Annotated in this window: 27 protein-coding genes and 1 tRNA gene; 19 read left to right on the top strand and 9 right to left on the bottom strand. The window is 76.4% G+C overall.

Going from position 1 to position 26,815, the window contains the following annotated elements:
- Positions 1-22: 22 nt before the first annotated feature.
- The 7 genes from BJ989_RS16590 to BJ989_RS16560 all read left to right on the top strand — a co-directional run bounded on the left by BJ989_RS16590 (position 23) and on the right by BJ989_RS16560 (position 5,656).
- Positions 23-1,417: a UTP--glucose-1-phosphate uridylyltransferase gene (locus tag BJ989_RS16590; RefSeq protein ID WP_179519152.1), complete on the top strand. Its 1,395-nt coding sequence runs from the start codon at positions 23-25 to the stop codon at positions 1,415-1,417.
- 5 nt (positions 1,418-1,422) lie between these two features.
- A complete protein-coding gene (glp, locus tag BJ989_RS16585) occupies positions 1,423-2,703 on the top strand; it encodes a molybdotransferase-like divisome protein Glp (protein ID WP_179519151.1) in 1,281 nt (426 codons plus the stop codon).
- A complete protein-coding gene (gene moaC, locus BJ989_RS16580) occupies positions 2,700-3,245 on the top strand; it encodes a cyclic pyranopterin monophosphate synthase MoaC (protein WP_343049462.1) in 546 nt (181 codons plus the stop codon). Before glp ends, moaC begins: the two co-directional genes overlap by 4 nt.
- The gene (locus BJ989_RS16575) at positions 3,242-3,763 is read left to right on the top strand and encodes a MogA/MoaB family molybdenum cofactor biosynthesis protein (protein WP_425490012.1); all 522 of its coding nucleotides are present in this window, start codon (positions 3,242-3,244) and stop codon (positions 3,761-3,763) included. Before moaC ends, BJ989_RS16575 begins: the two co-directional genes overlap by 4 nt.
- Positions 3,763-4,353: a GNAT family N-acetyltransferase gene (locus BJ989_RS16570; protein WP_179519150.1), complete on the top strand. Its 591-nt coding sequence runs from the start codon at positions 3,763-3,765 to the stop codon at positions 4,351-4,353. The genes BJ989_RS16575 and BJ989_RS16570 overlap by 1 nt, the downstream gene beginning before the upstream one ends.
- A 219-nt stretch (positions 4,354-4,572) precedes the next feature.
- Entirely contained in the window at positions 4,573-5,496 is a 924-nt protein-coding gene (gene sepX, locus BJ989_RS16565) for a divisome protein SepX/GlpR (RefSeq protein WP_179519149.1), read from the top strand.
- An 87-nt stretch (positions 5,497-5,583) separates the two neighbouring features.
- A tRNA-Ala gene (locus tag BJ989_RS16560) sits at positions 5,584-5,656 on the top strand.
- Positions 5,657-5,709: 53 nt separating this feature from the next.
- On the opposite strand, the gene BJ989_RS16555 is transcribed toward BJ989_RS16560, so the two are convergent.
- Positions 5,710-6,609, bottom strand: coding sequence for a universal stress protein (locus BJ989_RS16555; RefSeq protein ID WP_179519148.1), 900 nt, complete (start codon positions 6,607-6,609; stop codon positions 5,710-5,712).
- A 192-nt stretch (positions 6,610-6,801) separates the two neighbouring features.
- Here BJ989_RS16555 and BJ989_RS16550 point away from each other — a divergent pair, with 192 nt between their 5' ends.
- Both BJ989_RS16550 and BJ989_RS16545 read left to right on the top strand, forming a co-directional pair.
- Entirely contained in the window at positions 6,802-7,962 is a 1,161-nt protein-coding gene (locus BJ989_RS16550) for an alpha/beta hydrolase (RefSeq protein ID WP_179519147.1), read from the top strand.
- Positions 7,963-8,134: 172 nt separating this feature from the next.
- A complete protein-coding gene (locus BJ989_RS16545) occupies positions 8,135-8,599 on the top strand; it encodes a DUF1360 domain-containing protein (protein WP_179519146.1) in 465 nt (154 codons plus the stop codon).
- Between the two features lie 19 nt (positions 8,600-8,618).
- Here the strand turns inward: BJ989_RS16545 and BJ989_RS16540 are convergent, their stop codons facing one another.
- Complete coding sequence (locus BJ989_RS16540; RefSeq protein ID WP_343049461.1) at positions 8,619-10,340, bottom strand: dolichyl-phosphate-mannose--protein mannosyltransferase; 1,722 nt, start codon at positions 10,338-10,340, stop codon at positions 8,619-8,621.
- 39 nt (positions 10,341-10,379) lie between these two features.
- On the opposite strand from BJ989_RS16540, the gene rsmI reads away from it, so the two are divergent.
- Genes rsmI through BJ989_RS16525 form a run of 3 tightly spaced genes read left to right on the top strand, consistent with a single transcriptional unit; the run spans position 10,380 to position 12,972 of the window.
- The gene (gene rsmI / locus BJ989_RS16535) at positions 10,380-11,213 is read left to right on the top strand and encodes a 16S rRNA (cytidine(1402)-2'-O)-methyltransferase (RefSeq protein WP_179519144.1); all 834 of its coding nucleotides are present in this window, start codon (positions 10,380-10,382) and stop codon (positions 11,211-11,213) included.
- The gene (locus BJ989_RS16530) at positions 11,210-12,076 is read left to right on the top strand and encodes an alpha/beta fold hydrolase (protein WP_179519143.1); all 867 of its coding nucleotides are present in this window, start codon (positions 11,210-11,212) and stop codon (positions 12,074-12,076) included. Before rsmI ends, BJ989_RS16530 begins: the two co-directional genes overlap by 4 nt.
- Positions 12,073-12,972, top strand: coding sequence for a TatD family hydrolase (locus BJ989_RS16525; protein WP_179519142.1), 900 nt, complete (start codon positions 12,073-12,075; stop codon positions 12,970-12,972). The genes BJ989_RS16530 and BJ989_RS16525 overlap by 4 nt, the downstream gene beginning before the upstream one ends.
- 220 nt (positions 12,973-13,192) lie before the next feature.
- Here the strand turns inward: BJ989_RS16525 and BJ989_RS16520 are convergent, their stop codons facing one another.
- Positions 13,193-14,134: a hypothetical protein gene (locus tag BJ989_RS16520; RefSeq protein ID WP_179519141.1), complete on the bottom strand. Its 942-nt coding sequence runs from the start codon at positions 14,132-14,134 to the stop codon at positions 13,193-13,195.
- Positions 14,135-14,625: 491 nt separating this feature from the next.
- Between BJ989_RS16520 and BJ989_RS18425 the strand changes: the two genes are divergently transcribed.
- From BJ989_RS18425 to BJ989_RS16500, 4 genes are read left to right on the top strand one after another with little or no spacing between them, the layout of a single operon-like run.
- Complete coding sequence (locus tag BJ989_RS18425) at positions 14,626-15,825, top strand: resuscitation-promoting factor (protein WP_343049460.1); 1,200 nt, start codon at positions 14,626-14,628, stop codon at positions 15,823-15,825.
- Positions 15,826-15,842: 17 nt separating this feature from the next.
- Positions 15,843-16,727, top strand: a complete 885-nt coding sequence (gene rsmA / locus BJ989_RS17960) for a 16S rRNA (adenine(1518)-N(6)/adenine(1519)-N(6))-dimethyltransferase RsmA (RefSeq protein WP_179519139.1) — start codon at positions 15,843-15,845, stop codon at positions 16,725-16,727.
- Positions 16,724-17,677: a 4-(cytidine 5'-diphospho)-2-C-methyl-D-erythritol kinase gene (locus BJ989_RS16505; protein ID WP_343049459.1), complete on the top strand. Its 954-nt coding sequence runs from the start codon at positions 16,724-16,726 to the stop codon at positions 17,675-17,677. Before rsmA ends, BJ989_RS16505 begins: the two co-directional genes overlap by 4 nt.
- Positions 17,677-19,533 carry an ABC-F family ATP-binding cassette domain-containing protein gene (locus tag BJ989_RS16500; RefSeq protein ID WP_179519138.1) on the top strand — a complete coding sequence of 619 codons (1,857 nt, stop codon included), beginning with the start codon at positions 17,677-17,679 and terminating at the stop codon, positions 19,531-19,533. The genes BJ989_RS16505 and BJ989_RS16500 overlap by 1 nt, the downstream gene beginning before the upstream one ends.
- A gap of 33 nt (positions 19,534-19,566) precedes the next feature.
- Here BJ989_RS16500 and BJ989_RS16495 read toward each other — a convergent pair whose 3' ends face one another.
- Positions 19,567-19,827, bottom strand: a complete 261-nt coding sequence (locus BJ989_RS16495) for a hypothetical protein (protein WP_179519137.1) — start codon at positions 19,825-19,827, stop codon at positions 19,567-19,569.
- A gap of 191 nt (positions 19,828-20,018) precedes the next feature.
- On the opposite strand from BJ989_RS16495, the gene BJ989_RS16490 reads away from it, so the two are divergent.
- The gene (locus tag BJ989_RS16490) at positions 20,019-20,906 is read left to right on the top strand and encodes a patatin-like phospholipase family protein (RefSeq protein WP_179519136.1); all 888 of its coding nucleotides are present in this window, start codon (positions 20,019-20,021) and stop codon (positions 20,904-20,906) included.
- A 24-nt stretch (positions 20,907-20,930) separates the two neighbouring features.
- Here BJ989_RS16490 and BJ989_RS16485 read toward each other — a convergent pair whose 3' ends face one another.
- Positions 20,931-21,431, bottom strand: a complete 501-nt coding sequence (locus BJ989_RS16485) for a MarR family winged helix-turn-helix transcriptional regulator (RefSeq protein WP_179519135.1) — start codon at positions 21,429-21,431, stop codon at positions 20,931-20,933.
- A gap of 63 nt (positions 21,432-21,494) precedes the next feature.
- Here BJ989_RS16485 and BJ989_RS16480 point away from each other — a divergent pair, with 63 nt between their 5' ends.
- A complete protein-coding gene (locus tag BJ989_RS16480; protein WP_179519134.1) occupies positions 21,495-22,325 on the top strand; it encodes a methyltransferase domain-containing protein in 831 nt (276 codons plus the stop codon).
- A gap of 52 nt (positions 22,326-22,377) precedes the next feature.
- Here the strand turns inward: BJ989_RS16480 and BJ989_RS16475 are convergent, their stop codons facing one another.
- Positions 22,378-22,989: a TetR/AcrR family transcriptional regulator gene (locus tag BJ989_RS16475; protein WP_179519719.1), complete on the bottom strand. Its 612-nt coding sequence runs from the start codon at positions 22,987-22,989 to the stop codon at positions 22,378-22,380.
- Positions 22,990-23,118: 129 nt separating this feature from the next.
- Here BJ989_RS16475 and BJ989_RS16470 point away from each other — a divergent pair, with 129 nt between their 5' ends.
- Positions 23,119-23,625 (top strand): hotdog fold domain-containing protein, encoded by a 507-nt coding sequence (locus BJ989_RS16470; protein ID WP_179519133.1) that lies wholly within the window; start codon positions 23,119-23,121, stop codon positions 23,623-23,625.
- Here BJ989_RS16470 and BJ989_RS17955 read toward each other — a convergent pair.
- From BJ989_RS17955 to BJ989_RS16455, 3 genes are read right to left on the bottom strand one after another with little or no spacing between them, the layout of a single operon-like run.
- Positions 23,573-25,189: a CehA/McbA family metallohydrolase gene (locus BJ989_RS17955; RefSeq protein WP_179519132.1), complete on the bottom strand. Its 1,617-nt coding sequence runs from the start codon at positions 25,187-25,189 to the stop codon at positions 23,573-23,575. The genes BJ989_RS16470 and BJ989_RS17955 overlap by 53 nt on opposite strands.
- A gap of 44 nt (positions 25,190-25,233) precedes the next feature.
- The gene (locus tag BJ989_RS16460; protein ID WP_179519131.1) at positions 25,234-26,121 is read right to left on the bottom strand and encodes an amino acid ABC transporter permease; all 888 of its coding nucleotides are present in this window, start codon (positions 26,119-26,121) and stop codon (positions 25,234-25,236) included.
- Entirely contained in the window at positions 26,118-26,768 is a 651-nt protein-coding gene (locus tag BJ989_RS16455; RefSeq protein ID WP_179519130.1) for an ABC transporter permease subunit, read from the bottom strand. The genes BJ989_RS16460 and BJ989_RS16455 overlap by 4 nt, the downstream gene beginning before the upstream one ends.
- Between the last annotated feature and the right edge of the window lie 47 nt (positions 26,769-26,815).

The raw sequence follows: 26,815 nt of genomic DNA, 5'->3' as shown, positions 1-26,815 counted from the left end.
CGGCCAGCCTACGATCGGGACCATGGCTAGCTCCGGTCTGCGCCGCGCGCAGGAGAAGATGCACGAGGCGGGCGTCGACGCGACCGCCGTCGAGGTGTTCTCCCACTACTACCGCCTGCTCGAGCACGGCGAGACCGGCATGATCCCCGAGTCGACGATCGAGCCGCTCGACATGGAGCGCCTCGCCGACGTCGAGGTCGCGGACGAGGCCGCCGCGCAGGCGATCCGCGAGACCGCGGTCGTCAAGCTCAACGGCGGCCTCGGCACCTCGATGGGCATGGACCGCGCCAAGTCGCTGCTCTGCGTGCGCCGCGGCTTGTCGTTCCTCGACATCATCGCGCGCCAGGTGCTCCACCTGCGCCGCGAGCACGACGCCCGGCTGCCGCTGCTGGTGATGAACAGCTTCCGCACCTCCGACGACACGATGGCGGCGCTCGCGCGCTACGACGAGCTCCCGGTCGAGGGCCTGCCGCTGGAGTTCCTGCAGAACAAGGAGCCCAAGCTCCTCGTCAAGGACCTCTCGCCGGTCTCCTGGCCGGCCGACCCCGACCTCGAGTGGTGCCCGCCCGGCCACGGCGACCTCTACACCGCGCTGCGCGGCACCGGCCTGCTCGACCAGCTGCTCGACGAGGGCTTCACCCGCGTCTTCGTCTCCAACTCCGACAACCTCGGGGCGACCCCCGACCCGCGGGTCGCGGGCTGGTTCGCGGCGAGCGGTGCGCCCTTCGCCATCGAGGCGGTGCGGCGCACGGCCTCCGACCGCAAGGGCGGCCACTTCGCGCGGCGCAAGGCCGACGGCCGGATCGTGCTGCGCGAGACCGCGCAGACGCTGGACTCCGACAAGGACGCGCTGGCCGACCTCGACCGCCACCGCTACACCTCGACCAACAACCTGTGGTTCGACCTGCGCGCGATGAAGGACGTGCTCGACGCGCGCGAGGGCATCCTCGGCCTGCCGCTCATCCGCAACGTCAAGACCGTGGACCCGGCCGACCCCTCCAGCCCCGAGGTCGTGCAGATCGAGACCGCGATGGGGGCCGCGATCGAGGTCTTCGAGGGTGCCCGCACCATCGAGGTCGGCCGCGACCGCTTCGTGCCGGTGAAGACGACCAACGACCTGCTCGTGCTGCGCTCGGACGTCTACCGCATCGGCCAGGACTTCGTGCTCGAGCAGGTCGCGGCCGACGTGCCCTTCGTCGACCTCGAGAAGGAGCACTACGGCCTCGTCGGCTCCTTCGACCAGCGCTTCCCCGAGGGGGCCCCGTCGCTCAAGGAGGCCACCCGCCTGACCGTCACGGGGGAGTGGACCTTCGGCCGCGACGTGGTCGTGCGCGGCGAGGCCGCCCTCGAGGGCCGGGGCACCGGCCAGCGCGTCGAGCCCGGCACGGTGCTGGGCGCCGACGACCCGAGCGCCTGACCCGGATGCCCGAGCCGGAGCACGGGGCGGAGCCCGAGGCGAGCGTCGAGGAGCACCTCGCCCGGGTGCTCGCGGCGGTCTCACCGCTGCCGGCCTTCCCGCAGCCGCTCATGGACGCGCTGGGGCTCGCCGTCGCCGAGGACGTCGAGGCGACCTCGCCGCTGCCCGGCTTCGACGCCGCCGCCATGGACGGCTACGCCGTGCGCGCGGTCGACGTCGCCCACGCAGGCGACCCGGACCCCGCGGTGCTGCCCGTCGTCGGCGAGGTGGCAGCGGGGCGGGCCACCCTCACGGCCACCGCGCCGGGCACGGCCGTGCGGATCATGACCGGGGGCCGGATGCCGGTCGGCACCGACACCGTGGTGCCGCAGGAGTGGACCGACCGCGGCGCCGCGCAGGTGCGCATCTCCCGCTCGCCCGAGCCCGGCCAGCACGTGCGCCTGCGCGGCGAGGACGTCGAGCCCGGCGACCTCCTGGTGGAGGAGGGCACGGTGCTCGGCCCGCGCCACCTCGGGCTGCTCGCCGCCGCCGGCCGCGCGGCCGTGCGGGTGCGACCGCGACCGCGCGTGGTCGTGCTCTCGACCGGCTCGGAGCTGCGCGAGGTCGGCAGCCAGCTGGGCCACGACTCGGTCTTCGACGCCAACTCCTTCCTGCTGGCCGCGGCCGCGCGCCGTGCCGGTGCGCTGGCGTACCGCGTCGGGATCGTGCCCGACGACCCACGCGCCTTCACCGAGGCGCTCTCCGACCAGCTGGTGCGCGCCGACCTCGTCGTCACCACCGGCGGCATCGGCGAGGGCGACCACGACGTCGTCAAGGAGGCGCTGGAGGGCGGGCGCGCCGCCCGCAGCGGTGCGCTGCCCGGCGAGGTGCACTTCGGCAGCGTGGCGCTCCAGCCGGGCCGTCCGCAGGGCCTCGGGCAGGTGGGCGAGGACCGCGTGCCGCTCCTCGCGCTGCCCGGCAACCCGGTGGCGGCGTACGTCTCCTGCGAGGTCTTCGTGCTGCCGGCCATCCGCCGGCTGATGGGGGTCGTGCCCTACGCCCGCCCGACCGTGCGGGCCCGGCTCACCCACGGTGTGCAGGTGCGCGCCGGGCGCCGGCAGTACCTCCGCGCCGAGCACGCCGAGGAGCACGGCGTCGCGCGCGTGACCCCGCTGCAGGGACGCGGCTCGCACCTCGTCGGCGACCTCGCCGCGGCCAACGCCCTCGTGGTCGTGCCGGAGGAGACCACCCACGTCGAGGCCGGCCAGGCCGTCGACGTGCTGCTGCTCGACCAGGAGGCCTGGTGACCGACCGACCGACCGACCGCGGCGCTGACCGAGGCGCCGACCGAGGCGCCGACCGCCGCGCCGACCGGCTCACGCACGTCGACGAGACCGGCGCGGCGCGGATGGTCGACGTCTCGGGCAAGCAGGTGAGCGCGCGCGAGGCCACGGCCTCCGGGCGCGTGCGGACCTCGCCCGAGGTGGTCGCGCTGCTGCGCGGCGAGGGCGTGCCCAAGGGCGACGCCCTCGCCGTGGCACGCATCGCCGGCATCATGGGCGCCAAGCGCACTCCCGACCTGGTGCCGCTGTGCCACCCGCTCGCGGTCAGCGGGGTCGAGGTCGACCTCGAGGTGCTCGACGAGGGCGTGGCCATCACCGCCACGGTGCGCACCAGCGACCGCACCGGCGTCGAGATGGAGGCGCTGACGGCCGTGTCGGTCGCGGCCCTCACCGTCGTCGACATGGTCAAGGCCGTCGACAAGGGGGCCGTCATCACCGACGTGCGCGTCGAGCGCAAGACCGGCGGCAAGAGCGGCACCTGGACCCGCGACGGGAGGCCGGCGTGAGCACCGCCGAGGGCGTGTCGGCCGGCGCGGCCGACGGTGTCGATGCCCTGCTCGGCGCGGTGGTGGTCGCCTCCAACCGGGCCGCCGCCGGCGTCTACGCCGACGAGACCGGACCCCTCATCGCCGACTTCCTGCGCCGCCTCGGCTTCCGCGTCGAGGACCCCGCGGTGGTGCCCGACGGCGACCCGGTCGGCGTGGCGATCGCGGCGGCCGTGCACGACGGTGCCCGGGTGGTGCTCACCACCGGCGGCACCGGTCTGACCCCGACCGACCGGACCCCCGAGGCGACCCGCCCGCTGCTCGACCGCGAGGTGCCCGGCATCGCCGAGGCGATCCGCGCGCACGGTGTCGCGCAGGGCGTGCCCTCGGCCGTGCTCTCGCGCGGCCTGGCCGGGGTCGCAGGCTCCTGCCTCGTGGTCAACCTGCCGGGCTCGCGCGGCGGCGTGCGCGACGGCCTCGCCGTGCTGGAGCCGTGGCTGGTGCACGCCGTCGAGCAGGTTGTCGGGAGCGACCACTGATGTCGCGGGCCCCGGGGTGGCCCGTGCGCCTCGCCGACGGCGAGCTGCTGCTGCGCCCGGTCTCGCAGCACGACGCCGACGCCTGGCGCGAGGTGCGCAGCCGCAACGCCGACTGGCTGAGGCCCTGGGACGCCACCGTCCCGCCCGGCGCCGACGCCCGGCCCTCGAGCTTCCGCGCGCTCGTGCGGCAGCTGCGCCGGCTCGCCCGCGAGGGGCAGGCCATGCCCTTCGCCCTCGAGGTCGACGGCCGCTTCCGCGGCCAGCTGACCGTGAGCAGCATCGTGCGCGGGTCGGCGCAGTTCGCCACCGTCGGCTACTGGATCGACCGCGACGTCGCCGGACGCGGCCTGGTGCCCCGCGCCGTCGCGCTCGCCGTCGACCACTGCTTCACCGCCGGCGGGCTGCACCGTGTCGAGGTCGCCGTGCGCCCCGAGAACTCCAACTCCCTGCGCGTCGTCGAGAAGCTCGGCCTGCACGAGGTCGGCCTCGCCCCGCGCTACCTCCACATCGACGGCGGCTGGCGCGACCACCGCATCTACGCCGTCACCCGCGAGGAGGCCCCGCAGGGCCTGCGCGCCCGCCTGCCCTGACGGCGTACGCCGCCTGGCCGCCCGCGGGAGGCAGCAATTGCTGGGTTGTGGCCCGGTTGCTCGTGAGTAACCGGGCCACGACCCAGCAATTGATCGCGAGGGGGGCGAGGACGTCGCGACGACGCCGAGTCCCACCGACCACTTCCGCCACAGGAGTGTTCTGGCGACACACCGCCGCACGTACGGCGTGTCCCCGCGCGCCGCTCCTACGCTGCTCGCGTGGACCTGAGTGCAGTCATCTTCGTCGCCCTCGCCGTGGCGTGGGCCGCCTACCTCGTCCCGATGGCGCTCAAGCACCACGACGAGGTGGTGCGCAGCCGCTCGGTCGACCGCTTCTCGCACACGATGCGGGTGCTGGCGCGCCGCGAGCCGGTCTCCGGCCGCGACGCGCGGCTCGTCGTGACCCCGGCGCGCAGCGGCGCGACCGCCGTCGTCGCCACGAAGGGCTCCTCGCGCGACGCCGTCGCGGTCCCGACCGCACCGGCGGTCGTCGCGGCCAGCCCCGCGCAGCTGCGCGCCCGCCGCGCCGCGGCCCGCCGCGCGACCGCCCGCCGGCGCCGGGTGCTGCTGGTGCTGCTCGGTGCCGTCGCGGTCGTCGCCACCCTCGCCGCGACGCAGGCCGTCGCCTGGGCCTGGCTGGGCGTGCCGCTCGGGCTGCTGCTCACCTGGCTCGTGCTCTGCCGCCTCATGGTGCGCGGTGAGCACGCCGCCTGGGACGCGCTGACCGGGCGCGGCCTGCTGACCGCTCCCGCGACCGACGCCGACGACGAGGACGCGCGCGAGCCCGACCGCGGGTCCGACGTGCCCGAGCGCTTCGAGGTCGCCCGCAACGACCAGGGCTTCGACGAGGTGGCGCCCGGGGCGGAGACCGCCTCGATCGCCGCGGTCTCGCCCGCGACCCTCGACCCCACGCTGTGGGACCCGGTGCCGGTCACCCTCCCGACCTACGTCGGCAAGCCGGCGGCCGTGCGCCGCTCGGTCCGCACCATCGACCTGGAGTCGACCGGCGTGTGGACCTCCGGGCGCACCGAGGTCGACGCAGCGATCGCCCGCGAGGCCGACGCCGCGGCCTCGGCCGAGCGGGCGGTCGCGGGCTCGCAGGGCGTGGTGCCCGCGTCGTCCGGCCGGGCCGTGGGTTCCTGACGCGCCGGGTGCCACGGCCCGGCGCCCGGTTTCGGCCGGGTCCGGGCCTGGTGCTATCTTTCCTGTCCGTGCCGTCGGGCACACCGCGGGGCTGTGGCGCAGTTGGTAGCGCGTCTCGTTCGCAATGAGAAGGTCAGGGGTTCGAATCCCCTCAGCTCCACCGCACGTCGCAGGCCCCCTCCGCGGAGGGGGCCTGCGGTGTCTCCGGCGGTCTCACCGCCCACGCTGCTCCGGCACCACGCAGACGGGGCCGCTCGCGTGCTCGAGCACGGCGAGCGCGACCGCCGAGCGGTGCAGTCGCCGGCGGTGTCCCCCGGCTCCCCCCGCGCCGGCGGGCCGCTCGCCCGCGACGTGGTGGGGCCCGCTGAGCACCACGAGGTTGCTGCTCGCGGTGGCCCCGGCGAGGGCGCCCGCGAGGTCGCTGCCCACCTCGCGGTGCTGCACGGCGACGGCCGGCCACCGCTCGGCCGCGCCCGCGAGGGACGCGGCGACGCCGGGGTCGGTTGCCGACCCGGCCGACCCGGTCGGGTGCAGGACGGTGAGCGGGAGCCGACGGGCCGTGGCGTGCCGGAAGGCCCGCTCGACCGCCTCCGCGCCGGCGACGTCGGCGCTCGCGCCGAGGGTGACCCCGCTCCACGGGGTGCAGGCGTCGCCACCGGGTCGCGGTCGCAGCACCACGACCGCGCACTGGGCGTGGCGCGCGACGGCGGCGCTCACCGAGCCCAGCACGAGGCTGCGGAGCGGCCCGCGTCCGCGGGAGCCGATCACGAGTAGGCTCGCTCGCGTCGAGGCGGCGAGCAGCGCCTGACGCGCCTCGAGCGGCCCGACGGCGGTCCGCACGGCCACGCCGGGGGACAGGTCCCGGGCCGCCCGTGCCGCGCCGTCGACCAGGGCGCGGCCCGCCGCCTCGACCTCCCGGCGGACCGCACCGTAGTCCGCGCCCGGGCTGCCGGCCCACGCCGCGGCGAGCGCGGTGCCGACGTCGGCCGCGTGGAGCACGACGAGCGGCCGCTCCTCGAGCACCGCCTGCTCGGCGGCCCACCGCAGGGCCTCGTCGCCCTGGGCGGAGCCGTCCACACCCACCACCACGCACCCGCGCGGGACCGCGTCCACCCGGCCAGCCTGCCCTCCCCGCGAGGCGCGCACCACCCTCAGTTCCACCTCCCTCACCCGGTAGTCCGGCACGCCTCGGCCCTCCACGCGGCGCGGTAGGGCCGAGGTGTGGCGGACTACCCCCCGGCGGGGTGGGACACGTCACGTACGACGGGTGTGTCACCGACCGCCGGTCGGCCCTACGGTCGGCTCATGCGCCGACCCGGTCCCGCTCGCCCCGCCCGTGCCCCCCGTCGTACGACGCTCCTCACCGCCGCGGCGACGCTCGCGGCGGCGCTGGCAGCCGTCACGCTGCCCGCCACCGCGACCACCGCCGCGACGGCCACCGCGACCGCGCGTGCCACGGCAGGGGCCGCGAGCACCGCCACGGTCGACGCGCGCCCGGCGCGCCCCCGCACCCACCGCGTGGTGCGGCGGGCGGTGGCCTTCCCGCTCACCAACACCGAGGACGCGCTGCTGCCGCTCGACTGCGGTGACGGCACGGAGCACCTCGTGCGCGGGCGCCTGGTCGGGCCGCGCGGGGGCGTCGCCGCCACCGGTGGTGTGCTGCGGGTGCACGTGCTCGTCCACGACGCCGGCACGGGCGGCTGGTTCTGGGACGCGCCGGCGCCGGACGGGGTCGGCTACGCGACCGCGCTCGCGCGCCGCGGCGAGACGGCGCTGGTGCTCGACCGTCTCGGCTACGACCGCAGCCCGCTCGCCGACGGTGACGCCACCTGCCTCGCGGCCCAGGCCCACCAGCTCCACCAGGTCGTGCAGCGGCTGCGCTCCGGCTCCTTCCGGGTCGCGGGCGAGACCAACCCCGCGCACGCCGCCCACGTCGTGGTGCACGGGCACGGCACCGGCGCGACCGTCGCCGAGCTGGAGGCCGCGACCTACGACGACACCGACGGCCTCGTGCTGATGTCGTCGCCCACCGCACCGCCCACCGCCTTCGCGCTCGAGCAGGGCCGCGCGCAGGTCCTGGCCTGCGCCGCCGGCGGCGACTACGCCCCCTTCGGCTCCGACGCGGCGGCCTTCTCGCGGCTGCTCTTCGCCTCCGCGCCCGAGCGGGTCCGACGGGCAGCGCTGCGCCTGCGCAACGAGACCCCCTGCGGCGACGTCGAGTCGCTCGTGCCGACGGTCGCGCGCGCTGCGGTGAGCGCCGGGTCCGTCGAGGTGCCCGTGCTGCTGCTGACCGGCGCCCGCGACTCCCGCGTGCGGCCGCTCAGCGCGGCCGAGGCGGGCCTGCTCTTCCGCCGCAGCGAGGAGCTGACGGTCCGCACCGTCGCGGGGGCCGGCAGCGCGCTGCCCCTCGAGCGCGGCGCCGACCGCGTGCGCGGCACCGTGCTGCGCTGGCTCGCACGCCGCTGACCCGCCGACGACCCCCGGCCCCCCACGCACAGGACCGCCCCTGCTGCGCAACGGGGGTGAGAGCAGCAAGGGCGGTCTGGTGACACGGTAGCGCGGCACCCCTCGGGGTGGGAGGAGGTGCGCGACGGGTCACGCCGGCGCGTGCGAGGTCGACCGAGGGGTACGACCCGGCATGCCCGACAGCCCTCGCGACCCCCACCGCCTCGCCGGCTACGCCTCCGCGCTCACGGCCTACGCCACCGGCGTGGCGGCGACCGCCCTGCTGGGCCGCCGCGCCGGCCGTGGCCTGCCCGCGTCCTACGACTGGAAGGACCTCGCGCTCGGCGCCGTGGCGACTCACAAGGTGGCCCGCATCGTGACCAAGGAGGGCGTCACGACGCCGCTGCGCGCCCCTTTCACGGAGTTCGAGGGCGAGGCCGGGTCGGCGGAGGTCGCGGAGTCGCCCCGGCCCGGGCCGACCCACTCGCTCGGCGAGCTCCTGACCTGCCCGTTCTGCTTGGCGCCGTGGATCGCGACGGCGTACGTCGCGGGGCTGGGGCTGCACCCGGGTGCAGCGCGAGCGTGGGCCGCGGTCTTCTCGGTGGTCGGCGGCGCGGACTTCCTCCAGCACGCCTACGCGCACGCCCGCAGCGACTGAGCCCGCCTCGGGTCCAGCGTCAGATCCAGCGGGAGAACCACATCCGGTCGAGCCACTCGCCGTTGGTGAGCAGCTCGTCGGTCCACACCGGCCAGAACCACGCGGCGTTCAGCACCACCAGCACGAGGTAGGAGCCGGCGAGCACCACGCCCACGGTGCGCCGCAGGCCCGGGTCCGCCCCGTCACCCGCACCGCCACCCGCACCGCTGCCCGCTCCGCCACCCGCACCGGTGCCCGCTCCGAGCAGCCGGCCGATCGCGAGCGTCAGCGCGAGCACCACGAAGGGCAGCAGCGCGACGGCGTAGAACGAGAAGATCGGTCGGTCGTCGTAGCGGAACCAGGGCAGCCAGGTGGCGAGGAAGCCGACCACCACGAGGCCGCAGCGCCAGTCGCGGGCGCCGAGCCAGCGCACGGCCGCCCACAGCAGGGCGACGGCGCCGCCCCACCACACGGCGGGCGTGCCGAGGAGGACGACCTGGCGCAGGCAGTCGCTGCCGGGGGCGGCGGCGCACCCCTGCTCGCCGGGCGCGATGTCGAGCTGCGCGTCCACCCCGACGGGTCGACCGAGCAGCGGCCAGCCGCGCGGCGAGGAGGCGTAGGTGTGCTCGGCGTCGTCGAGGAAGTGTGCGTGGAAGACGTAGACGTCGCGGTGGAAGTGCGCCAGCGAGCGCAGCGACTGGGTGACCTCGCCGAGCCCGGACGCGTCCGGCTCGCTCGCGGTGGGCCACGGCTGCCCACCGCCGTAGGTCGTGTACTGCGTGGCGGACAGGTGCTCCTCGTACTCCCCGGCGTGGACGAGCCACCCCGACCACGACAGCACGTAGACGACCAGGCCGACACCCACGAGCGAGAGGAAGGCCGGCACGCCGTCGACCACGGCCGAGCGCAGCAGCGCGAGCCGCACCCCGAAGGAGCGGCGCGCGCCGGCCGACCACAGCCACACCAGCACGCCGAGCACGGCGATGGCGGGCAGGGCGGTCCACTTCGTGCCGGCCGCCAGCCCGGCGCACACGCCGGCGAGCACCAGCCACGGGCGCAGCAGCAGCCCGCGCACCGGCCCCCAGCCGTCGACCGGGGCGCCTCCGCCGCGCTCGACCAGGTCGGCCAGGCGCGCGCGGGAGCGGTCGCGGTCGGCGACCACGCAGGCCAGCGTCGCGACCAGGAAGAGCGCGAGGAAGCCGTCGAGCAGCGCGAGGCGGGAGAGCACCAGGTGCAGCCCGTCGAGGGCCAGCAGCAGGCCCGCGACCCCGCCGAGCAGCGTCGAGCCGGTGAGCCGCCGCGCGAGGCGTACGACGAGCAGCACCGTCAGCGCGCCCGCCACCGCCGCCGACACCCGCCACCCCGCCGGGTCCATGCCGAGGGCCGCCTCGCCGAGGGCGATGAGCCACTTGCCGACCTCGGGGTGCACGATCATCGACGGCTCGTCGAGCCACTGGCCGCGGGTCTCGCCCGTGAGGATCGCGGCGTCCGCACCGTCGGCGTAGGCCCGGACGTAGCCGAACTCCAGCAGCGACCAGGCGTCCTTGGCGTAGTAGGTCTCGTCGAAGGCGAACGCCTGCGGCTCGCCGATCCGCCACAGCCGCAGCACCAGCGCGACCAGCGCGACGCCCACCGCGGTCAGCCAGCCGGCGGCGCGGTCGTCGCGCAGCCGCTCCGCGCGCGCCCGCGCCCGCCGCCCCGCGGGTGGCACGACCGGCTGCGCGCCCGCCGGTGCGACCGGGGGAGGCGAGAGCAGGGTCACGGCGCTCAGCCTACGAGGCGCGGCTGACATGATCGGGCCATGCTCGTGCTCGCCGGCACCCCGATCGGCCGCCCCGCGGACGCCTCACCGCGGTTGGCCGAGGAGCTCGCGAGCGCCGACGTCGTCGCCGCCGAGGACACCCGGCGGCTGCGCCGGCTCGCCGCCGACCTCGGCGTGGTCGTCCGTGGGCGGGTGGTGTCGTACTTCGAGGGCAACGAGGCGCAGCGCACGCCGCAGCTGCTCGAGGCGCTGCAGGCGGGCGAGCGGGTGCTGCTGGTGACCGACGCCGGCATGCCGAGCGTCTCCGACCCGGGCTACCGGCTCGTGGCGGCCGCCGTCGAGTCGGACCTCGACGTCACCTCCGTGCCCGGTCCGTCCGCGGTGCTGACGGCGCTCGCGGTCTCGGGGCTGCCGGTCGACCGCTTCTGCTTCGAGGGGTTCCTGCCGCGCAAGGCCGGCGAGCGGGCGCGACGGCTGGCCGAGCTCGCCGCCGAGCCGCGCACGATGGTGTTCTTCGAGGCGCCGCACCGCACCGCGGCCGCGCTGGCGGCGCTGGCGGAGGCGTTCGGTGACGACCGGCCCGGCGCGGTGTGCCGCGAGCTGACCAAGACCCACGAGGAGGTCCGCCGCGGCGGCCTCGCCGAGCTCGCCGCGTGGGCCGCCGACGGCGTGCGCGGCGAGGTCACCCTGGTGGTCGCCGGAGCGCCGCCCGCCGCCGACGGCCCCCTCGACACCGCCGGCCTGCGCGCCGCCGTGGCCGCCGCCGAGGCCGCCGGCGCCACCACCAAGGACGCCGTCGCCGAGGTCGCCCGCGCCGCGGGCATCCGGCGGCGCGACCTCTACGACCTCGTCCACGAGAAGGGCACCCGATGACCGACCGCCTCACCACCTTCCAGCGCGACGGCCTCACCTTCGACGTCGCCGACCGCGGACCGCTCGACGGCGCGGTCGTCGTGCTGCTCCACGGCTTCCCCGAGCGCGCCACCTCGTGGGACGCCGTCGTCCCCGCCCTCCACGACGCCGGCCTGCGCACGCTGGCCCCCGACCAGCGCGGCTACTCGCCGGGTGCGCGCCCCGCCGGGCGGAGGGCGTACGCCGTCACCGAGCTCGTCGCGGACGTCGACGCCCTCGTCGACGCGGCCGGTGGCGCGCCCGTGCACCTCGTCGGGCACGACTGGGGCGCGATCGTCGCCTGGTCCTACGCCGCGCAGCACCCCGAGCGCGTGCGCACCCTGGCGACCGTGTCGGTGGGGCACCCCGGGGCGTTCCTGCGCTCGATGGCCGGGCCGCAGGTGCTGAAGTCGTGGTACGTCGGGGCCTTCCAGGTGCCCGGGCTGCCCGAGCGGATGGCCGCTCGCCGCGGCGGTGTCATGGACCGGCTGCTCGCCGCGACCGGCATGCGCCCGGCCGACCTGGCGCGCTTCCGTCGCGAGGTGGTCGACGACGGCGCCCTGCCGGGCGGGGTGGCGTGGTACCGCGCGCTGCCCTTCACCCCGCCGTCGTGGACCTCGGCCCGGGTGCGGGTGCCCACCACCTTCGTGTGGAGCGACGGCGACACCGCCTGCGGTCGCGCCCAGGCCGAGCGGACCGCCGGCTGGGTGGACGCGCCGTACCGCTTCCGCGTGCTCGAGGGCGTGAGCCACTGGGTGCCCGAGCACGCGCCCGACGAGCTCGCGCAGCTGCTGCTCGACGGCGTCGCGCTCGAGGGGGCCGGGGGCGCAGGGGCACGCGCGTGAGCGACCGCCCGACCCGGCGCCGCGCCGCCACCACCGAGCAGGGGCACACCCGCGACCGGTCGCGCCCGCCCGCGCCCGAGCCGCTGCCGCACCCGGTCGTCGACAACCACTGCCACCTCGACATCGCCGACTCCGCGGACGGCGACGCCGACTGGACCGTCACCGACGCGCTGGCGGCCGCGGCCGCCGTCGGGGTGCCGCGGATCGTGCAGATCGGCTGCGACCTGCCCGGCGCGCGGTGGGCCGTCGAGGCGGCAGCGCGCCACGACGCCCTCGTCGCGGGCGTGGCCCTGCACCCCAACGAGGCCCCGCGGCTGGCAGCGGCCGGGGAGCTGGAGGCGGCGCTGGCGGAGATCGAGCAGCTGGCGTCGGCGCACGACGGGGTGCGGGCGGTGGGGGAGACCGGGCTCGACCACTTCCGCACCGGCGAGGACGGCCGGGCGGCGCAGGTCGAGAGCTTCGCGTGGCACGTCGACCTGGCCAAGCGGCTCGACAAGACGCTCGTCATCCACGACCGCGACGCCCACGACGAGGTGCTCGACGTGCTCGACGCCGAGGGCGTGCCCGAGCGCTGGGTGATGCACTGCTTCTCCGGCGACGCCGCCTTCGCCCGCGCCTGCCTCGACCGCGGCGCCCACCTCTCGTTCGCCGGCACGGTGACCTTCAAGAACGCCGCCCCGCTGCGCGAGGCCCTCGCCGTCACCCCCCTCGACCGGCTGCTCGTCGAGACCGACGCGCCGTTCCTCACCCCCACCCCCCACCGCGGCCGCCCCAACGCCTCCTACCTCGTCCCCGTGACCGTGCGTGCCATGGCCGAGGTCCGCGGTGACGACCTCGAGGTCCTCTGCCGCGCCCTCGACGCCACCACCGAGCGCGCCTTCGGCGGCTCCTGGTAGGTGGCGCGGCCCCGGCTGTCGGAGTCACCGGTCGACCGGTGACTCCTGCACTTGTGCCCCGAGAACTCGGGCCACAAGTACAGGACCTGGGCCACAAGTGGGCGCTGGCCGGGTCGCCGCGGCGACCACACGACGTACGCCGCGCCGGCCGCAGCCCGGGCACGGGGCGCAGGCCGCTGCGGCACCCGTCGTACGCCGCGCCGACGGCGGCCCGGCACGCTCAGGCGGCGGGCCGGTGGTGGGAGGCGAGCGAACGGACCCGCCAGGCAAGGCGATCGGGGTCGGTCAGGTCCTCCCACATGATCCGCAGGCAGCGCCAGCCGGTGATCCGGCAGACCATCTCCTCGCGGCGCTTCTCGGCGTCGACGACGTCGGAGGCGTCCTGGCCCGCCCGGAGCAGCCGGCCGTACTTCACGCGCCCGTCGAACTCGGCGAAGACACCGAGCTCCGGCCAGGCGAAGTCGAGGCGCACCTCGCGCCCGTCGTCACCGACGAGCAACCACTGCAGACGCGGGGTCGGGAGGCCGCCGCGCCAGAAGGCGTAGAGGCTCCGGGACTCGCCGACCGACTCGACGGCGGGGTCGCAGAGGCGCAGCACGAGCCGGGCGCCGAGCGTGCCCGGCCGGTGCTCGTGGAACGCCCGTGTCGTCTCCAGCTGCTCCAGGTCGGTCGCTCGGTTGTGCAGGAAGTGGTTGGCGACGACCAGACCGACCTCGGTGGAGGTGGTCGCGACGACGTCGAGCACCGTGACGGCGGGCGTCGTCACGCGCAGACCGCCGCGCACGGCGACGTCGGCGGCGCGCAGCACGCCGCGGTGCTGGTGCAGGTCCGCTGCGTTGCGCCCGGCCCGCTGGTCGAGCCGGGTGAGCTGCGCGACCTCCGTCGGCAGCCCCCACAACGGCCCGCCCAGCTCGGCGACCGCCGACCCGTGGGAGACGACGACGGGCGTGCGCGACTGCTTGACGGCCGCCCGCACGAGCACGCGGTGGCGACCGCGCTCGTCGAGACCCGCCCAGTCGGCCCCGGTGACGTAGGCGCCGTACCGCACGCGCACCAGCGTGCCGGCTCGCAGCGCCGCGGCCAGGGCCCGGTCGTCGAGACCGGAGGCGAGCAGTTCCTTGCGCAGGTGCACCCGCACCCGAGCCACAGGGTCGTAGTCCACGAGGCGAGCCTGCCCCGGATCAGCGTGGCGTGCGCGGCGCCGGGTCCGGGTCTGTGGACAATCGGGCGCGACGGCGTGCAGCGCGGTGGGTTGGACCCGGACCTGTGGCCCAGGTCCTGCACTTGTGGCCCGAGTTCTCGGGGCACAAGTGCAGGAGTCCCCGGTCGACCGGTGACTCCGACGGCGGGGCGCAGCCCCGCGCGGGGCAGGGCCGCAAGGCGCGCCGTACGCCGCGTCAACGGGGCCGCAAGGCGGGCGAGAGACACGCCGTGGGGTCACCGCCCTCGGGGTGAGGCCGCTCTCGTCGGCTGGCCACGAGGCGGATGCGTCCGTATGGTCTTGGTGCTGTTGGCCGGGATCGGCAGATCGTGGCCGGCGCCGCGGGTGCGCAGCACCCGTGGGCGCGAGCCGCGGAGGTGCCCCCGCACCCCCGCACGCCGGCTCGCCGCGCCGGCCGACCGAGGCCCGGAGAGCACTACCCCTGGAGAAGCGTGCCGGACCACGAGCACACCCAGCCCCTGCCCGCAGTGACCCCCGCAGCACCCGCAGCACCCACCGCCTTCCGCTGGCGCCGCGGCCGGACGGCGCTCGTCGCCGCCACGACCGTGGTGGCCCTGGCCGTCGCCGGCACGACCTACGGCTACACCGCCCTGTCGACCGACGTCACGCTCTCGCTCGACGGCGAGGCCCGCTCGGTGAGCGCGATGGCCCAGACCGTCGGCGAGGTCCTCGAGGCCGAGGGCGTCGAGGTCTCCGAGCGTGACCTGGTCACCCCGGCCGTCGACGCCCCGGTCGAGGACGGCAGCCGCATCTCGGTGCAGTTCGCCCGCCCGCTGGAGCTGACCGTCGACGGCGAGACGCAGACCCACTGGGTGCACTCGACCGACGTCGCGGCGGCGCTGGCCGAGGTCGGCCCCGCCTACCGCGGCGCCGAGCTGTCGGTGAGCCGTGGTGCCGGGATCGACCGCTCCGGGCTGGAGCTCGAGGTCGTCACCCCCAAGCGCCTGCGCGTCGCCGTCGGTGGCCGCCAGGCCCGCCCCCGCACCGTCACCGCGCTGACCGTGCGCGAGGCGTTGCAGGAGCTCGGCGTGCGCGTCGACCGCGACGACCGCGTCCGTCCGCGCCTGGGTGCCGAGATCGCCGCGGGCGACCGCGTCGTGGTCACCAAGGTCCGGGTGGTGCGCAAGGCCGTCGACGGCGAGCGCATCGGCTTCGACACCGTCGAGCGGCCCGACGACACGATGCTCGAGGGCGAGACCGAGACCGTCCGCGAGGGCCGCGCCGGCCTGCGCGACGTCGTCTACCGCCTGCGCTACGTCGACGGCGAGCTCGTCGCGACGAAGGTGCTGCGCAGCACCGTCACCCGCCGCCCCGTCGACGCGGTCGTCCGCGTGGGCACCAAGGAGGAGCCCGTCGCCCCGCCGGCCGCCGCGAACTTCGCCTCCGGCGGCACCGTGTGGGACTCCCTCGCGCAGTGCGAGTCGGGCGGCAACTGGGCCATCAACACCGGCAACGGCTACTACGGCGGCCTGCAGTTCAACATCGACACGTGGCGCGCCTACGGCGGCACCGGCTACCCCCACCAGCAGTCCCGCGAGGCGCAGATCGCCGTGGCGACCCGCCTGCGCGACGCCACCGGCGGCTACGGCTCGTGGCCGTCGTGCTCGGCGAAGCTGGGGCTCCCGCGCTGACGGATAGTCTTCGCCCCATGTCGTCCCCCTCCGCCGGTCCGAGGCTCCTCGGGCCGGCGGAGGTGCGTCGCCTGGCCGCCGAGCTCGACCTGCGCCCCACCAAGCAGCGCGGGCAGAACTTCGTGATCGACCCCAACACCGTGCGCCGCATCGTGCGGGAGTCGGGCGTCGGCCCCGACGACGTGGTCGTCGAGGTGGGCCCGGGCCTCGGGTCGCTGACGCTCGCGCTCCTCGACGACGTACGCCGCGTGGTCGCGGTCGAGGTCGACCCGCTGCTCGCGGGGCGGCTGCCGGCGACGGTGGCCGAGCTCGCGCCCGACCTCCCGGCCGACGCCTTCGAGGTGGTGCTCGCCGACGCCCTGCGCGTCACCGACCTGCCGGGCCCGGCGCCCACGGCGCTGGTGGCCAACCTGCCCTACAACGTCTCGGTGCCGGTGCTGCTGCACCTGCTCGCGCTGCTCCCGAGCCTCGAGCGCGGCCTGGTGATGGTGCAGTCCGAGGTGGCCGACCGGCTCGCCGCGGGACCGGGCTCGCGCACCTACGGCGTGCCCTCGGTCAAGGCCGCCTGGCACGCCGACGTCCGCCGTGCCGGCGCCGTCGGTCGCAACGTCTTCTGGCCCGCACCCAACGTCGACTCCGGCCTGGTCGCCTGGACCCGCCGCGAGCCGCCGACGACGGCGGTGTCGCGCGAGGCGGTCTTCGCCGTCGTCGACGCCGCCTTCGCCCAGCGGCGCAAGGCGCTGCGGGGCGCGCTGCGCGGGCTCGCGGGGTCGGGCGAGGCAGCCACCGCCGCGCTCGAGGCGGCCGGCATCGAGCCGATGGCGCGCGGCGAGCAGCTCGACGTCGACGACTTCGTGCGCGTCGCCGAGGCCCTCGCCGCCGTGCGCGGGGAGGCCGCGTGAGCCCTGCCCCCGCTCCCGCGGGTGCGCCGGTGACCGTGCGCGCGCCCGCGAAGGTGAACCTCCACCTCGGCGTCGGCGCCCCCCGCGCCGACGGCTTCCACCCGCTCGTCACCGTCTACCAGGCGGTCGGCCTGCACGACGACCTCACCGCCGCCCCGGCCGCGCCGGGGGAGGGCCTCACCCTCAGCCTCACCGCGCGGCCCCACCTCGACGTCTCCGGCGTGCCCCTCGACGCGACCAACCTCGCGGTCCGCGCCGGGCTGGCGCTGGCCGCCCACCACGGCCGGCCCGCCGACGCCCGGCTGCACCTCGACAAGAGCGTCCCGGTGGCCGGGGGTCTGGCCGGCGGCAGCGCCGACGCCGCCGCGGCGCTGGTCGCCCTCGACCGGCTCTGGGAGCTGCAGACCCCCGACGCCGACCTGCTGCGGCTCGCGGCCGACCTCGGCAGCGACGTGCCCTTCGCGCTCGTCGGCGGCAGCGCGCTCGGCACCGGTCGCGGCGAGGTCGTCGACCCCGCCCCCGACGCGGGCGCCTGGTGGTGGGTGGTGGTCCCCTCCGACGAGGGCCTCTCGACGCCGCGGGTCTACCGCCACCACGACGAGCTGCGGCCCGCCGCACCCGCGGAGCCGCGCCCGGCCCACGCCGTGCTCGCCGCCCTCCGCGCCGGCGACGTCCACGCGCTCGCGGCGGCCCTCCACAACGACCTGCAGGCCCCGGCGCTCGACCTGCGCCCCGACCTCGCCGACCTGCTGGAGGCCGGCGAGCGCGCCGGCGCCCTCCGCGGCCTGGTGTCGGGGTCGGGTCCGACCTGCGTCTTCCTCTGCGCCGACGTCGGGGCCGCGCGGTCGACCGCGGGCGCGCTGCAGGAGTCCGGCCGCGACGGTGTGCTGGTCGTGCCCGCACCGGTCGCCGGCGCGCACGTGCTCGACGTACCCCGGGAGGTCGGCTGATGGCCACCGCGACGAACCTGCTCAACCTCGAGCGCGTCTCCAAGGCGTACGGCGTGCGCCCGCTGCTCTCGGAGGTCTCGCTCGGCGTGGCCGCGGGCGAGCGCATCGGCATCGTCGGGCGCAACGGCGACGGCAAGACCACGCTGCTCGAGGTGATGACCGGCCTCGAGGAGCCCGACGAGGGCCGGGTCTCGCGGACGCGGGGGCTGACGGTCGGCTACCTCCACCAGGGCGACGAGCTCGTCGACAGCCACACCGTGCGCGAGTCGGTGCTCGCGGGCCGCGCCGACCACGAGTGGGCCGGCGACGCGACGGCACGCGAGGTCGTCGAGGTGCTGCTCGCCGGGGTCGACCTCGACCGCGCGGTGCTCGGGCTCTCCGGCGGGGAGCGGCGGCGCTGCTCGCTGGCGGCCCTGCTGCTCGACCAGCACGACCTCGTGGTGCTCGACGAGCCCACCAACCACCTCGACGTCGAGGCCGTCTCGTGGCTCGCCCAGCACCTGGTGCGACGACCGAGCGCGCTGGTGGTCGTGACCCACGACCGGTGGTTCCTCGACGAGGTCTGCCAGACCACGTGGGAGGTGCACGACGGGCAGGTCGACGCCTACGAGGGCGGCTACGCCGCCTTCGTGCTGGCCAAGGCGGAGCGGCAGCGGCAGGCGGCGGCCTCGGAGAGCCGCCGGCAGAACCTCGTGCGCAAGGAGCTGGCGTGGCTGCGCCGCGGCGCGCCGGCGCGCACCTCCAAGCCGCGCTACCGCGTCGAGGCCGCCAACGCCCTCATCGAGGACGTCCCGCCGCCGCGCGACCGGCTCGCCCTCGAGCGCTTCGCCACCCAGCGCCTCGGCAAGGACGTGGTGGACCTGGAGGACGTCGACCTGCGCCGCGGCGAGCGCCAGCTGCTCTCGCGCGCCACCTGGCGGCTCGGGCCCGGCGACCGCATCGGGCTGGTCGGGGTCAACGGCGCCGGCAAGACCTCCCTGCTCTCGCTGCTCTCCGGCGAGCTCGCGCCCAGCGCGGGCCGGGTCAAGCACGGCCGCACCGTCGCGCTGCAGCACCTGACCCAGCAGATCGACGAGCTCGACCCCGACGCCCGCGTGCTCGGCACGATCGAGGCCGTGCGCCGCGTGACCCGCACCGCGGAGGGCGAGGTGACCGCCACCTCGATGCTCGAGCGCTTCGGCTTCACCGGCGACAAGCTCACCGCCCGCCTCGGCGACCTGTCCGGCGGCGAGCGGCGCCGCTTCCAGCTGCTGCGGCTGCTGCTGACCGAGCCCAACGTGCTGCTGCTGGACGAGCCGACCAACGACCTCGACATCGAGACCCTCACCGTCCTCGAGGACTACCTCGACGGCTGGCCCGGCACCCTGGTCGTGGTGTCCCACGACCGCTGGTTCCTGGAGCGGGTGACCGACTCGGTGTGGGCCCTCATGGGCGACGGGAGCGTCGCGATGCTGCCCCGCGGGGTCGAGGAGTACCTCGAGCGGCGCGCCGCCGACCTCGCCCGTGCTGAGCAGGCCGACCGCGACCGCGCGGCCGCGGCGAGCAGCGCCTCCGGTGCGGGGAGCGCGTCGGGCACCGCCGGCACCGCCGGCACCGCCGGCACCGCCGGGGGCGGCGGCGCCAAGGCGAGGTCCGGCAGCGCCGAGGAGCGCGCCGCGCGCAAGGTGCTCACCCGCGTGGAGCGCCGGCTCGAGCGGGTCGCCGAGCAGGAGGCCGCGCTGAACGCGGAGGTCGTCGCCCACGCCAGCGACCACCAGCGGCTCGCCGACCTCGGGGCGCAGCTCGCGGCCCTGGCGGCTGAGCGCGAGGAGCTCGAGCTGACGTGGCTCGAGGCCGCCGAGGCGGTCGAGCAGTAGCCGGGCCGACCGTCGCGGTCCCGGCCGCGGCACTCAGGCGACGGTGCTGACCGGCCCGACGGGTCCGCTGACACCGCCGACCGCAGGCGCCTCGCGCCAGGCGCCGACGTGGAAGAGCCGGAAGGCCAGGGCCGCGCCCGTCGGCGTGACCTCGTCCATCGGCACGACGAGCAGCAGCCGGCGGCCGTCGCGCACGCCGGCGACCTCGCCGTGCAGCCACGCCGACCACACCAGGTCGCGGTGGGCGCTCACGGCGGGGGTGTGCCAGTGCACGACCTCGATCTCCTGCTCCACGGGACCACCATCGGCGACGCACCCGCCGACCTGAGCCGGCTGCACCCCGCAGGGTTGCGCAAGGTCCCCGACAGGTCGACCCGACCAGCCCACCCCGACGGGTGCCTCAACCGCGTCGCCCCTGCGCCGATCGGAGGTCACCCGGCGCCGCCGGGCACCCCGCTCGACCGACGCCCCCGAGGAGGCCCGCGATGACCAGCCTGCTGCAGCCCGAGCCCCACCTCGCGGCGGACCGCCCCCGGGGCGACGTCTTCGTGCTGTCGGGGGGCGCCGCCCGCGGCGCCGTCCAGGTCGGCATGGTGGGTGCCCTGCTCGACGCCGGCATCCGGCCCGCCGCCCTCGTCGGCACGTCGGTCGGCGCCCTCAACGCGGCGTACGTCGCGGGGCACGCGACCCTCGACGGCGTCGCCGCCCTGGAGGAGCGCTGGGAGCGGCTGACCCGGCGCGACGTCTTCCCCGGCGGCACGCTCGGGCGTCTCGGCCACCTCGCGCGCCACCACGCGTCGCTCTACTCCGCCGACGGCCTCGCCCGGCTGGTGCGTGACTGGCTGCCGGCCCCGCGGGTGGAGGACCTGCCGCTGCCGCTGCGGGTCGTCACGACCCACCTCGACACCGGCGCCGCGGTCTACCACCGCCGCGGGCCGCTGGCCGAGCTGCTCCTGGCCTCTGCGGCCCTGCCCGCGATCTTCGACCCCGTCGTCCTGCGCGACACCGAGACGGGTGCGCACGCGGCCCACGTCGACGGCGGGGTGGCCGACCTCGTGCCGGTCACGGGGGTCGTCGACCTCGCCGCCGACCCGGTGGGGGGCGTCGTGCCGCGGCGCGTCTTCGTCCTCGACGCGAGCGTGCCCGTGCGACCCGTGCCGTCGCGCTCCCCGATCCACGTGCTGGTCGCCTGCCTGGGGGTCGCGATGCGGGTGCGCGCGCTGCCCGACCTCGGCCTCGACGTCGAGGTCCACCACCTGCGCGCCCCCGACCTCGGCACGCGCATGGTCGACTTCTCCCGGACCCGCGAGCACGTCGCGCTCGGCCGACGCGCCGTCGAGCGGTTGCTGGTCACCGCCGACGTGGCCGCCTGAGCCGCCCCGTCCGCGGGGAGCGCTTCAGTCGCGCGGGCCCGTGCCGAAGGGCGCGAGCAGCGTGCGCAGCAGTCCCGCCAGCGCGGCGCGGTCGTCGGCGGGCAGCGAGGCCAGCAGCGCGTGCTCGGCGTCGAGCAGCGCCTCGAAGGCGTTGTCCACGGTCTCCCCGCCCTCGGCGGTCAGCCGCACGAGCACGCCGCGGCGGTCGCGCGGGTCGGGCAGCCGCTCGACGAGCCCGCGCGCGGCGAGCCGGTCGACGCGGTTGGTCATGGTGCCGCTGGTCACGAGCGTCTCGCGCAGCAACCGTCCCGGCGACAGCTCGTAGGGCGCGCCCGCCCGCCGCAGCGCGGCCAGCACGTCGAACTCCCACAGCTCGATGCGGTGCTCGGCGAAGGCCTGGCGGCGGGCGAGGTCGAGGTGGCGGGCCAGCCGGCTGATCCGGCTGAAGACCTCGACGGGGGCGAGGTCGAGGTCGCGGCGCTCGCGCGCCCACGCCTCGACCAGCTCGTCGACCTCGTCCCGCATGCCGTCATCGTAGGCCACGTCAAGAATCTTGACGTCAAGACAATTGCGACGCACGATGGCGGGGTGAGCCTCCCGCCCCGGCCCGACCGGGCCCCTGCCGCCCACACCTGGGACCCCGAGCGCTACCTGGCGTACGCCGACGAGCGCGGCCGGCCCTTCGTCGACCTGCTCGCGCGGGTCGGCGCGGCCGCACCCGGGCGCGTGGTCGACCTCGGCTGCGGGCCGGGCGGCCTCACCCGCCTGCTGGCGCAGCGCTGGCCCCGGGCGGAGGTGCGCGGGGTCGACAGAAGCGCCGAGATGGTCGCCCGCGCACGGGCCGACGTGCCGGAGGTCGGCTTCGAGGTGGCCGACCTGCGCGACTGGCTCGCCGGCCCGGCCGCGGCCGCCGGCGTCGACGTGCTCGTCTCCAACGCCACGCTGCAGTGGCTCCCCGACCACCTCGCCCTGCTGCCCGCCCTCGTCGGGGCGCTCGCGCCGGGTGGGTGGCTGGCGTTCCAGGTGCCGGGCAACCACGACGCCCCCAGCCACCGGCTGCTGCGCGACCTCGCCGCGGAGGCGCCGTACGCCGCGCACGTGGCGCACGCGCCGCACGTCGGTGCCCACGACGCGGCGAACTACCTCACGGAGCTCGCGGACCTCGGCTGCGAGGTCGACGCGTGGGAGACGACCTACCTGCACGTGCTCACGGGCCAGGACCCGGTCTTCACCTGGGTGTCGGGCACGGGCGCCCGCCCGACCCTGCAGGCGCTGCCCGCCGACCTACGCGGGGGGTTCGAGGAGGAGTGCAAGCGGCGGCTGCGTGCGGCATATCCCGCCCGCGTCGTCGCCGGCCGGGAGGTCGTGGTGCTGCCGTTCCGGCGGGTCTTCGTGGTCGCCCGCGCCCCGCTGGGGTAGTCCGGCACACCTCCGCCCTCCCGGCGTGCCGCGAGGGCCGAGGTGTGGCGGACTACCGGGGTGGGTGCGGTCCGGCGGCCGGGTCCGCGCCGAGGCGGGGGGAGCGCTCGAGGCCGCCGAGGCCGTTCCAGGCGAGGTTGACCAGGTGGGCGGCGACGACCTCCTTGGCCGGCTCGCGGCGGTCGAGCCACCACTGGCCGGTCGTGGCGACCATGCCGACGAGCATCCGGGCGTGCATCGGGGCCAGCCCCGGGTCGAGGCCGCCGCGGCGGAACTGCTCGGTGAGGATGCCCTCCACCCGCGACGCGACGTCGGCGATGATGGTCTGGAAGGACGCCGACCCCGGCAGGCTGTCGCGCACCAGGATGCGGAAGCCGTCGGGCGACTCCTCGACGTAGGTCAGGAGCGCCAGGGCGGCGCTCTCGACGGTCTCGCGGCCACGGCCCACCAGTGCGGCGCGCATCCGGGCGAGCAGGTCGGTCACCTCCCGGTCGACGACGACGGCGTAGAGCCCCTCCTTGCCGCCGAAGTGCTCGTAGACCACCGGCTTGCTCACGCTCGCACGGGCCGCGACCTCCTCCACCGCCGCACCGTCGTAGCCGCGCTCGGCGAAGAGGGCACGGGCGACCTGCACGAGCTGGTCGCGGCGCTCGCCCGCGGTCATCCGGCTGCGTCGAGGTGCTGGGCCCACCCCGGCATCCTGCCAGCGGACGGCGCGCGGTCGTCCGACGCCGTCGACGCCGCCGGGGACGAGGGCTGGCGCTCGACGTTACCGACGAGTAACCTACGGCGCATGAGCCAGGTCCTGTCGATGTGGACGAAGCTGTCGCCGCTGCCGCTGGGTGCGCGCGTCTTCTCCTTCGCGTTCAGCCAGAAGGCCCCCTACTTCGCCACCATCCGCCCGCGCTTCACCGTGCTCGAGCCCCACCGCGCGGAGCTGGTGATCCGCAAGCGCCGCGGGGTGCACAACCACCTCGGCACCGTGCACGCGATCGCGCTGTGCAACGGCCTCGAGGCGGTCATGGGCGCGCTGGCCGAGGCGACGATCCCGGCCGACCGCCGCTGGATCCCGCAGGCCATGGAGGTCCGCTACACCGCGAAGGCGACGACCGACGTCACCTGCGTCGCGCAGACCGACCCGGAGCAGTGGACGGGCCTGGCCGACACCGGCAGCGAGGTCGCCGTCCGCGTGCACGGCACCCGCGAGGACGGCACGGTCGTGGTCGAGGGCACCATCCGCCTCTGGGTCACCCCGAAGAAGCGTCCCGCCCCGGCCGCGCAGCAGGCCCGGTCGGCCTGACCCCGAGCCAGACCGGGTTCGTCAGCGCCACGACGGCCAGGCCGGGCACGCCCTGGACCGGGTTCGCCACCGGCGCGCCGTCGAGGCGCCGCACCTCGGCCCGCACGAAGGGCACCAGCCCGGCCGGCAGGTCCAGCGCGACCGCGGCGCGCCCGTCGGCGTCGGTCACCGCCCCGCCGAGCGGACCCGCCGGTCCGACGACCTGCGCGAGGCAGCCGGGCACGCCCCCGACCTCGAGTCGTACGCCGACCACGTCGGCCGCGCCCGCCCCCAGCGCCTCGCCGATCCCCGCCGTGCGCGTGCCGAGCCGCGCGGTGAGCGCGAGCTGGACGGCCGACGACTCGGCGAGCCAGCACCGCCCGGCGCGCAGTGCCGCGACCACCGCACGGGTCGAGAGCGTCGGGAGCCACGCGACGGTCTGCGCGCGCCCGACGGGCTGGCCCGGGTGGTGGGAGTCCGAGCTGCCCACGGCCGGCACGAAGCGGCCGGCGACCAGCTGCGCGTGCCACGCCGCGAGGGTCACCTCGTCGTCGAGGGTCCAGGGGCCGTTCGCGAGCTCGACGGCGTCCATCCCCGACCAGTCGCCCGGCCCGGTCCCGAAGCCCCACGTCGCGCCCGGCGTCGGCGCGTGCGGGTGCGCCACGACCGCCAGCCCGCCGAGCGCGCGCACCTGCTGGACGAACCGGTCGAGCTGCCCGTCGGCCGGTCGGTAGCGCCAGTCGACCCACCTCCCCGCCGGCAGGCCCAGCGCGAGCCAGTGACCGGCACGCGTGGTCACCTCCTCGCCCTGCACCACCAGGAGGTCGTCGGGCGCGTGCCGGCCCCAGGTCAGCGACGCCGAGGAGGTGTTGTGCTCGGTGGAGCACACGAAGTCCAGGCCGGCCGCCCGCGCCTCGCGCACCAGGTCGGCCTGGGTGCGCCGGCCGTCGGAGTGCACGGTGTGGGTGTGCAGGTCGCCGCGGTACCACCCCGGCCCGGTGCCGCGCACCGCCGTCGGCGCGACCCGCGGGCGCTCGGCCCGCTCCGGTGGGCCGTGGACGAGCCGCACCTCGACGCGGTAGTCGACCCCCGGCGGCACCACCGCGAACGGCCCCAGCGCCACCCGCCAGGTGCCCGGGGTCACCGGTCCGGCGAGGTAGCCCGGTGTCGCCCCGCCGCGCCCGACGCGGAAGGACGTGCGGGCACCGCCCGACCAGCCGCGGAAGCCGCGCTCGCGCCCCAGCGCCGTGCCGGCCGGCCCGAAGAGGCCGACGTCGACGACGTTCGCGCTGAAGCCGACCGGCGTCTCGACCTTCTCGTAGGAGTAGGACACCTCCAGCGCGCGCACCCCCCGCGGCACCCGCACCGGCAGGTAGTGCCAGTCCGCCTCGCCGGGCAGGCCGGTGAACCGGCCGGTGAACACACGCGTGGACGTCGTGCCCGCAGCGGCGGGCGCCACCGTCGCCAGCGCGGCGTACGTCGTGGTGGCGGCGCCGGCGAGCAGCAGCCCGCGCCGCGTCGTCCGCCGCTCCTCGAGGGCGGCGGCGGTCGGGTCGGCGTGGGCGCAGGAGCCGGACGTGCACACGCCCCGGTCAACGACCGGGGCGTGCGGGTGTCACGTGGGCGACGTCAGGTGGCGGGCACGGCCTGCTCGGCGGCCTTGACCGCCGCGTCGCTGCCGCGCGAGCGGCTCAGTCGTCGCTCGAGCCACACCGCCACCCGCGACAGCGCGTAGTTGATGAGGATGAAGATGCTGCCCACGACGAAGAGCGACTGGATCGGGTTGTCGAGGTTCTGCGCGATCAGGTTCCCGCGACGCAGCAGCTCGGTGTAGAAGGCGAGCAGCGCTGCGAGCGAGGTGTCCTTGAGGATGACCACCAGCTGGCTGACCAGGGCCGGCAGCATGACGCGGAAGGCCTGCGGCAGCAGCACGGTGCGCATCACCTGCCACCGGGTCATGCCGACGGCCATCGCCGCCTCGCCTTGCCCGCGCGGCAGCGACGCGACGCCGGCGCGCAGGATCTCGGCGATGATGACCGAGTTGTAGAGCGTCAGGCCGATCACGACGTACCACAGGCCGTCCTCGCCCGGCAGTGCCGAGATGTCGAGGTCGAGCTCCTCGAAGAAGCGCCAGACGATCACGAGGGTGATGACCACGGGTAGGCCGCGGAAGAGCTCGATGAAGGCGATGACGGGCACGCGACCGGCGCGCCCGAGCATCATCCGGGCCGTGCCGAGGGCGACGCCGACGACCAGCGAGAAGGCGATGGCGAGTGCGGCCGCGACCAGCGTCGCGCGCAGGCCGTCGCCCACCAACCCCCAGACCAGGGGGAACTCGTCGGTGCTCGGGTCGATCCACGGCGCCCACAGCTCGTAGTCGAACTGGCCGCGGTCGACGAGCCGCAGCACGGCGAGCATCACCAGGGTGCCGAGGACGAGCAACGCGATCGCGGTGCCGATGCGCGAGCGTCGGCGGGCCCGAGGCCCGGGGGCGTCGTAGAGGACGGAGGTGCTCATCGGGCGATCGCCACCTTGCGCTCGACGAGGGCGAGGATGGCGCCCGCCGAGAGCGTGATCACGAGGTAGCCGATCGCGACGCCGGTGAGCACCGGGATGAACGAGAGGCCCTGGGAGCTGGTGAGCCGCTCGCTCAGGCTGTAGAGGTCGCGGCCGACGCCGAAGGCGCCCACGACGGCGGAGTTCTTGAACATCGCGATGATGACGCTGCCGACCGGAGGAACAGACGACCGGAAGGCCTGCGGCAGCACGACGGTCGAGAGCGACTGGGTGAAGGTGAGGCCGATGGCGCGGGCCGCCTCTGCCTGCCCGGCGCTGACCGAGTTGATGCCGGCGCGCAGCGCCTCGCAGACGAAGGCGGACGTGTAGAGGATCAGGGCACCGACGCCGAAGACGTAGTAGCTCGCGTTGATGCCGAGCTCGGGCAGCCCGAAGGCCACGAAGAACAGCACGACGGTGAGCGGGCAGTTGCGCAGCAGGGTCACCCAGGCGGCGCCGAAGCCCTGCAGCGCGGGGACGGGGGAGACGCGGCAGGCAGCGATGACCGTGCCCAGCGCCAGGGAGCCCACCATCGCCCACAGGCAGATGCCCAAGGACCTCAGGAACCCGGACCAGTACAGGTCCAGGTTGTCGGTGACGGCCTCCACCGGCTCTCCTCGCGGTCGGGTGCTGGGTCGGTCGCGGCGCCCCGCGG

The organism is Nocardioides perillae, from assembly GCF_013409425.1.
Taxonomy (GTDB): Bacteria; Actinomycetota; Actinomycetes; order Propionibacteriales; family Nocardioidaceae; genus Nocardioides; species Nocardioides perillae.
Note: the sequence above shows the minus strand (reverse complement) of the source record. Positions and strands in the feature narration are given on the sequence as shown.

Coding starts and splice junctions, on each gene's coding strand:
- BJ989_RS16485 (WP_179519135.1), bottom strand. CDS start 21,431: ATGCGGGACGAGGTCGACGAGCTGGTCGAGGCGTGGGCGCGCGAGCGC.
- BJ989_RS16570 (WP_179519150.1), top strand. CDS start 3,763: ATGTCGCGGGCCCCGGGGTGGCCCGTGCGCCTCGCCGACGGCGAGCTG.
- glp (WP_179519151.1), top strand. CDS start 1,423: ATGCCCGAGCCGGAGCACGGGGCGGAGCCCGAGGCGAGCGTCGAGGAG.
- BJ989_RS16490 (WP_179519136.1), top strand. CDS start 20,019: ATGACCAGCCTGCTGCAGCCCGAGCCCCACCTCGCGGCGGACCGCCCC.
- BJ989_RS16475 (WP_179519719.1), bottom strand. CDS start 22,989: ATGACCGCGGGCGAGCGCCGCGACCAGCTCGTGCAGGTCGCCCGTGCC.
- BJ989_RS16545 (WP_179519146.1), top strand. CDS start 8,135: ATGCCCGACAGCCCTCGCGACCCCCACCGCCTCGCCGGCTACGCCTCC.
- BJ989_RS16590 (WP_179519152.1), top strand. CDS start 23: ATGGCTAGCTCCGGTCTGCGCCGCGCGCAGGAGAAGATGCACGAGGCG.
- BJ989_RS16500 (WP_179519138.1), top strand. CDS start 17,677: ATGGCCACCGCGACGAACCTGCTCAACCTCGAGCGCGTCTCCAAGGCG.
- BJ989_RS16460 (WP_179519131.1), bottom strand. CDS start 26,121: ATGAGCACCTCCGTCCTCTACGACGCCCCCGGGCCTCGGGCCCGCCGA.
- BJ989_RS16530 (WP_179519143.1), top strand. CDS start 11,210: ATGACCGACCGCCTCACCACCTTCCAGCGCGACGGCCTCACCTTCGAC.
- BJ989_RS16470 (WP_179519133.1), top strand. CDS start 23,119: ATGAGCCAGGTCCTGTCGATGTGGACGAAGCTGTCGCCGCTGCCGCTG.
- rsmI (WP_179519144.1), top strand. CDS start 10,380: ATGCTCGTGCTCGCCGGCACCCCGATCGGCCGCCCCGCGGACGCCTCA.
- rsmA (WP_179519139.1), top strand. CDS start 15,843: ATGTCGTCCCCCTCCGCCGGTCCGAGGCTCCTCGGGCCGGCGGAGGTG.
- BJ989_RS16550 (WP_179519147.1), top strand. CDS start 6,802: ATGCGCCGACCCGGTCCCGCTCGCCCCGCCCGTGCCCCCCGTCGTACG.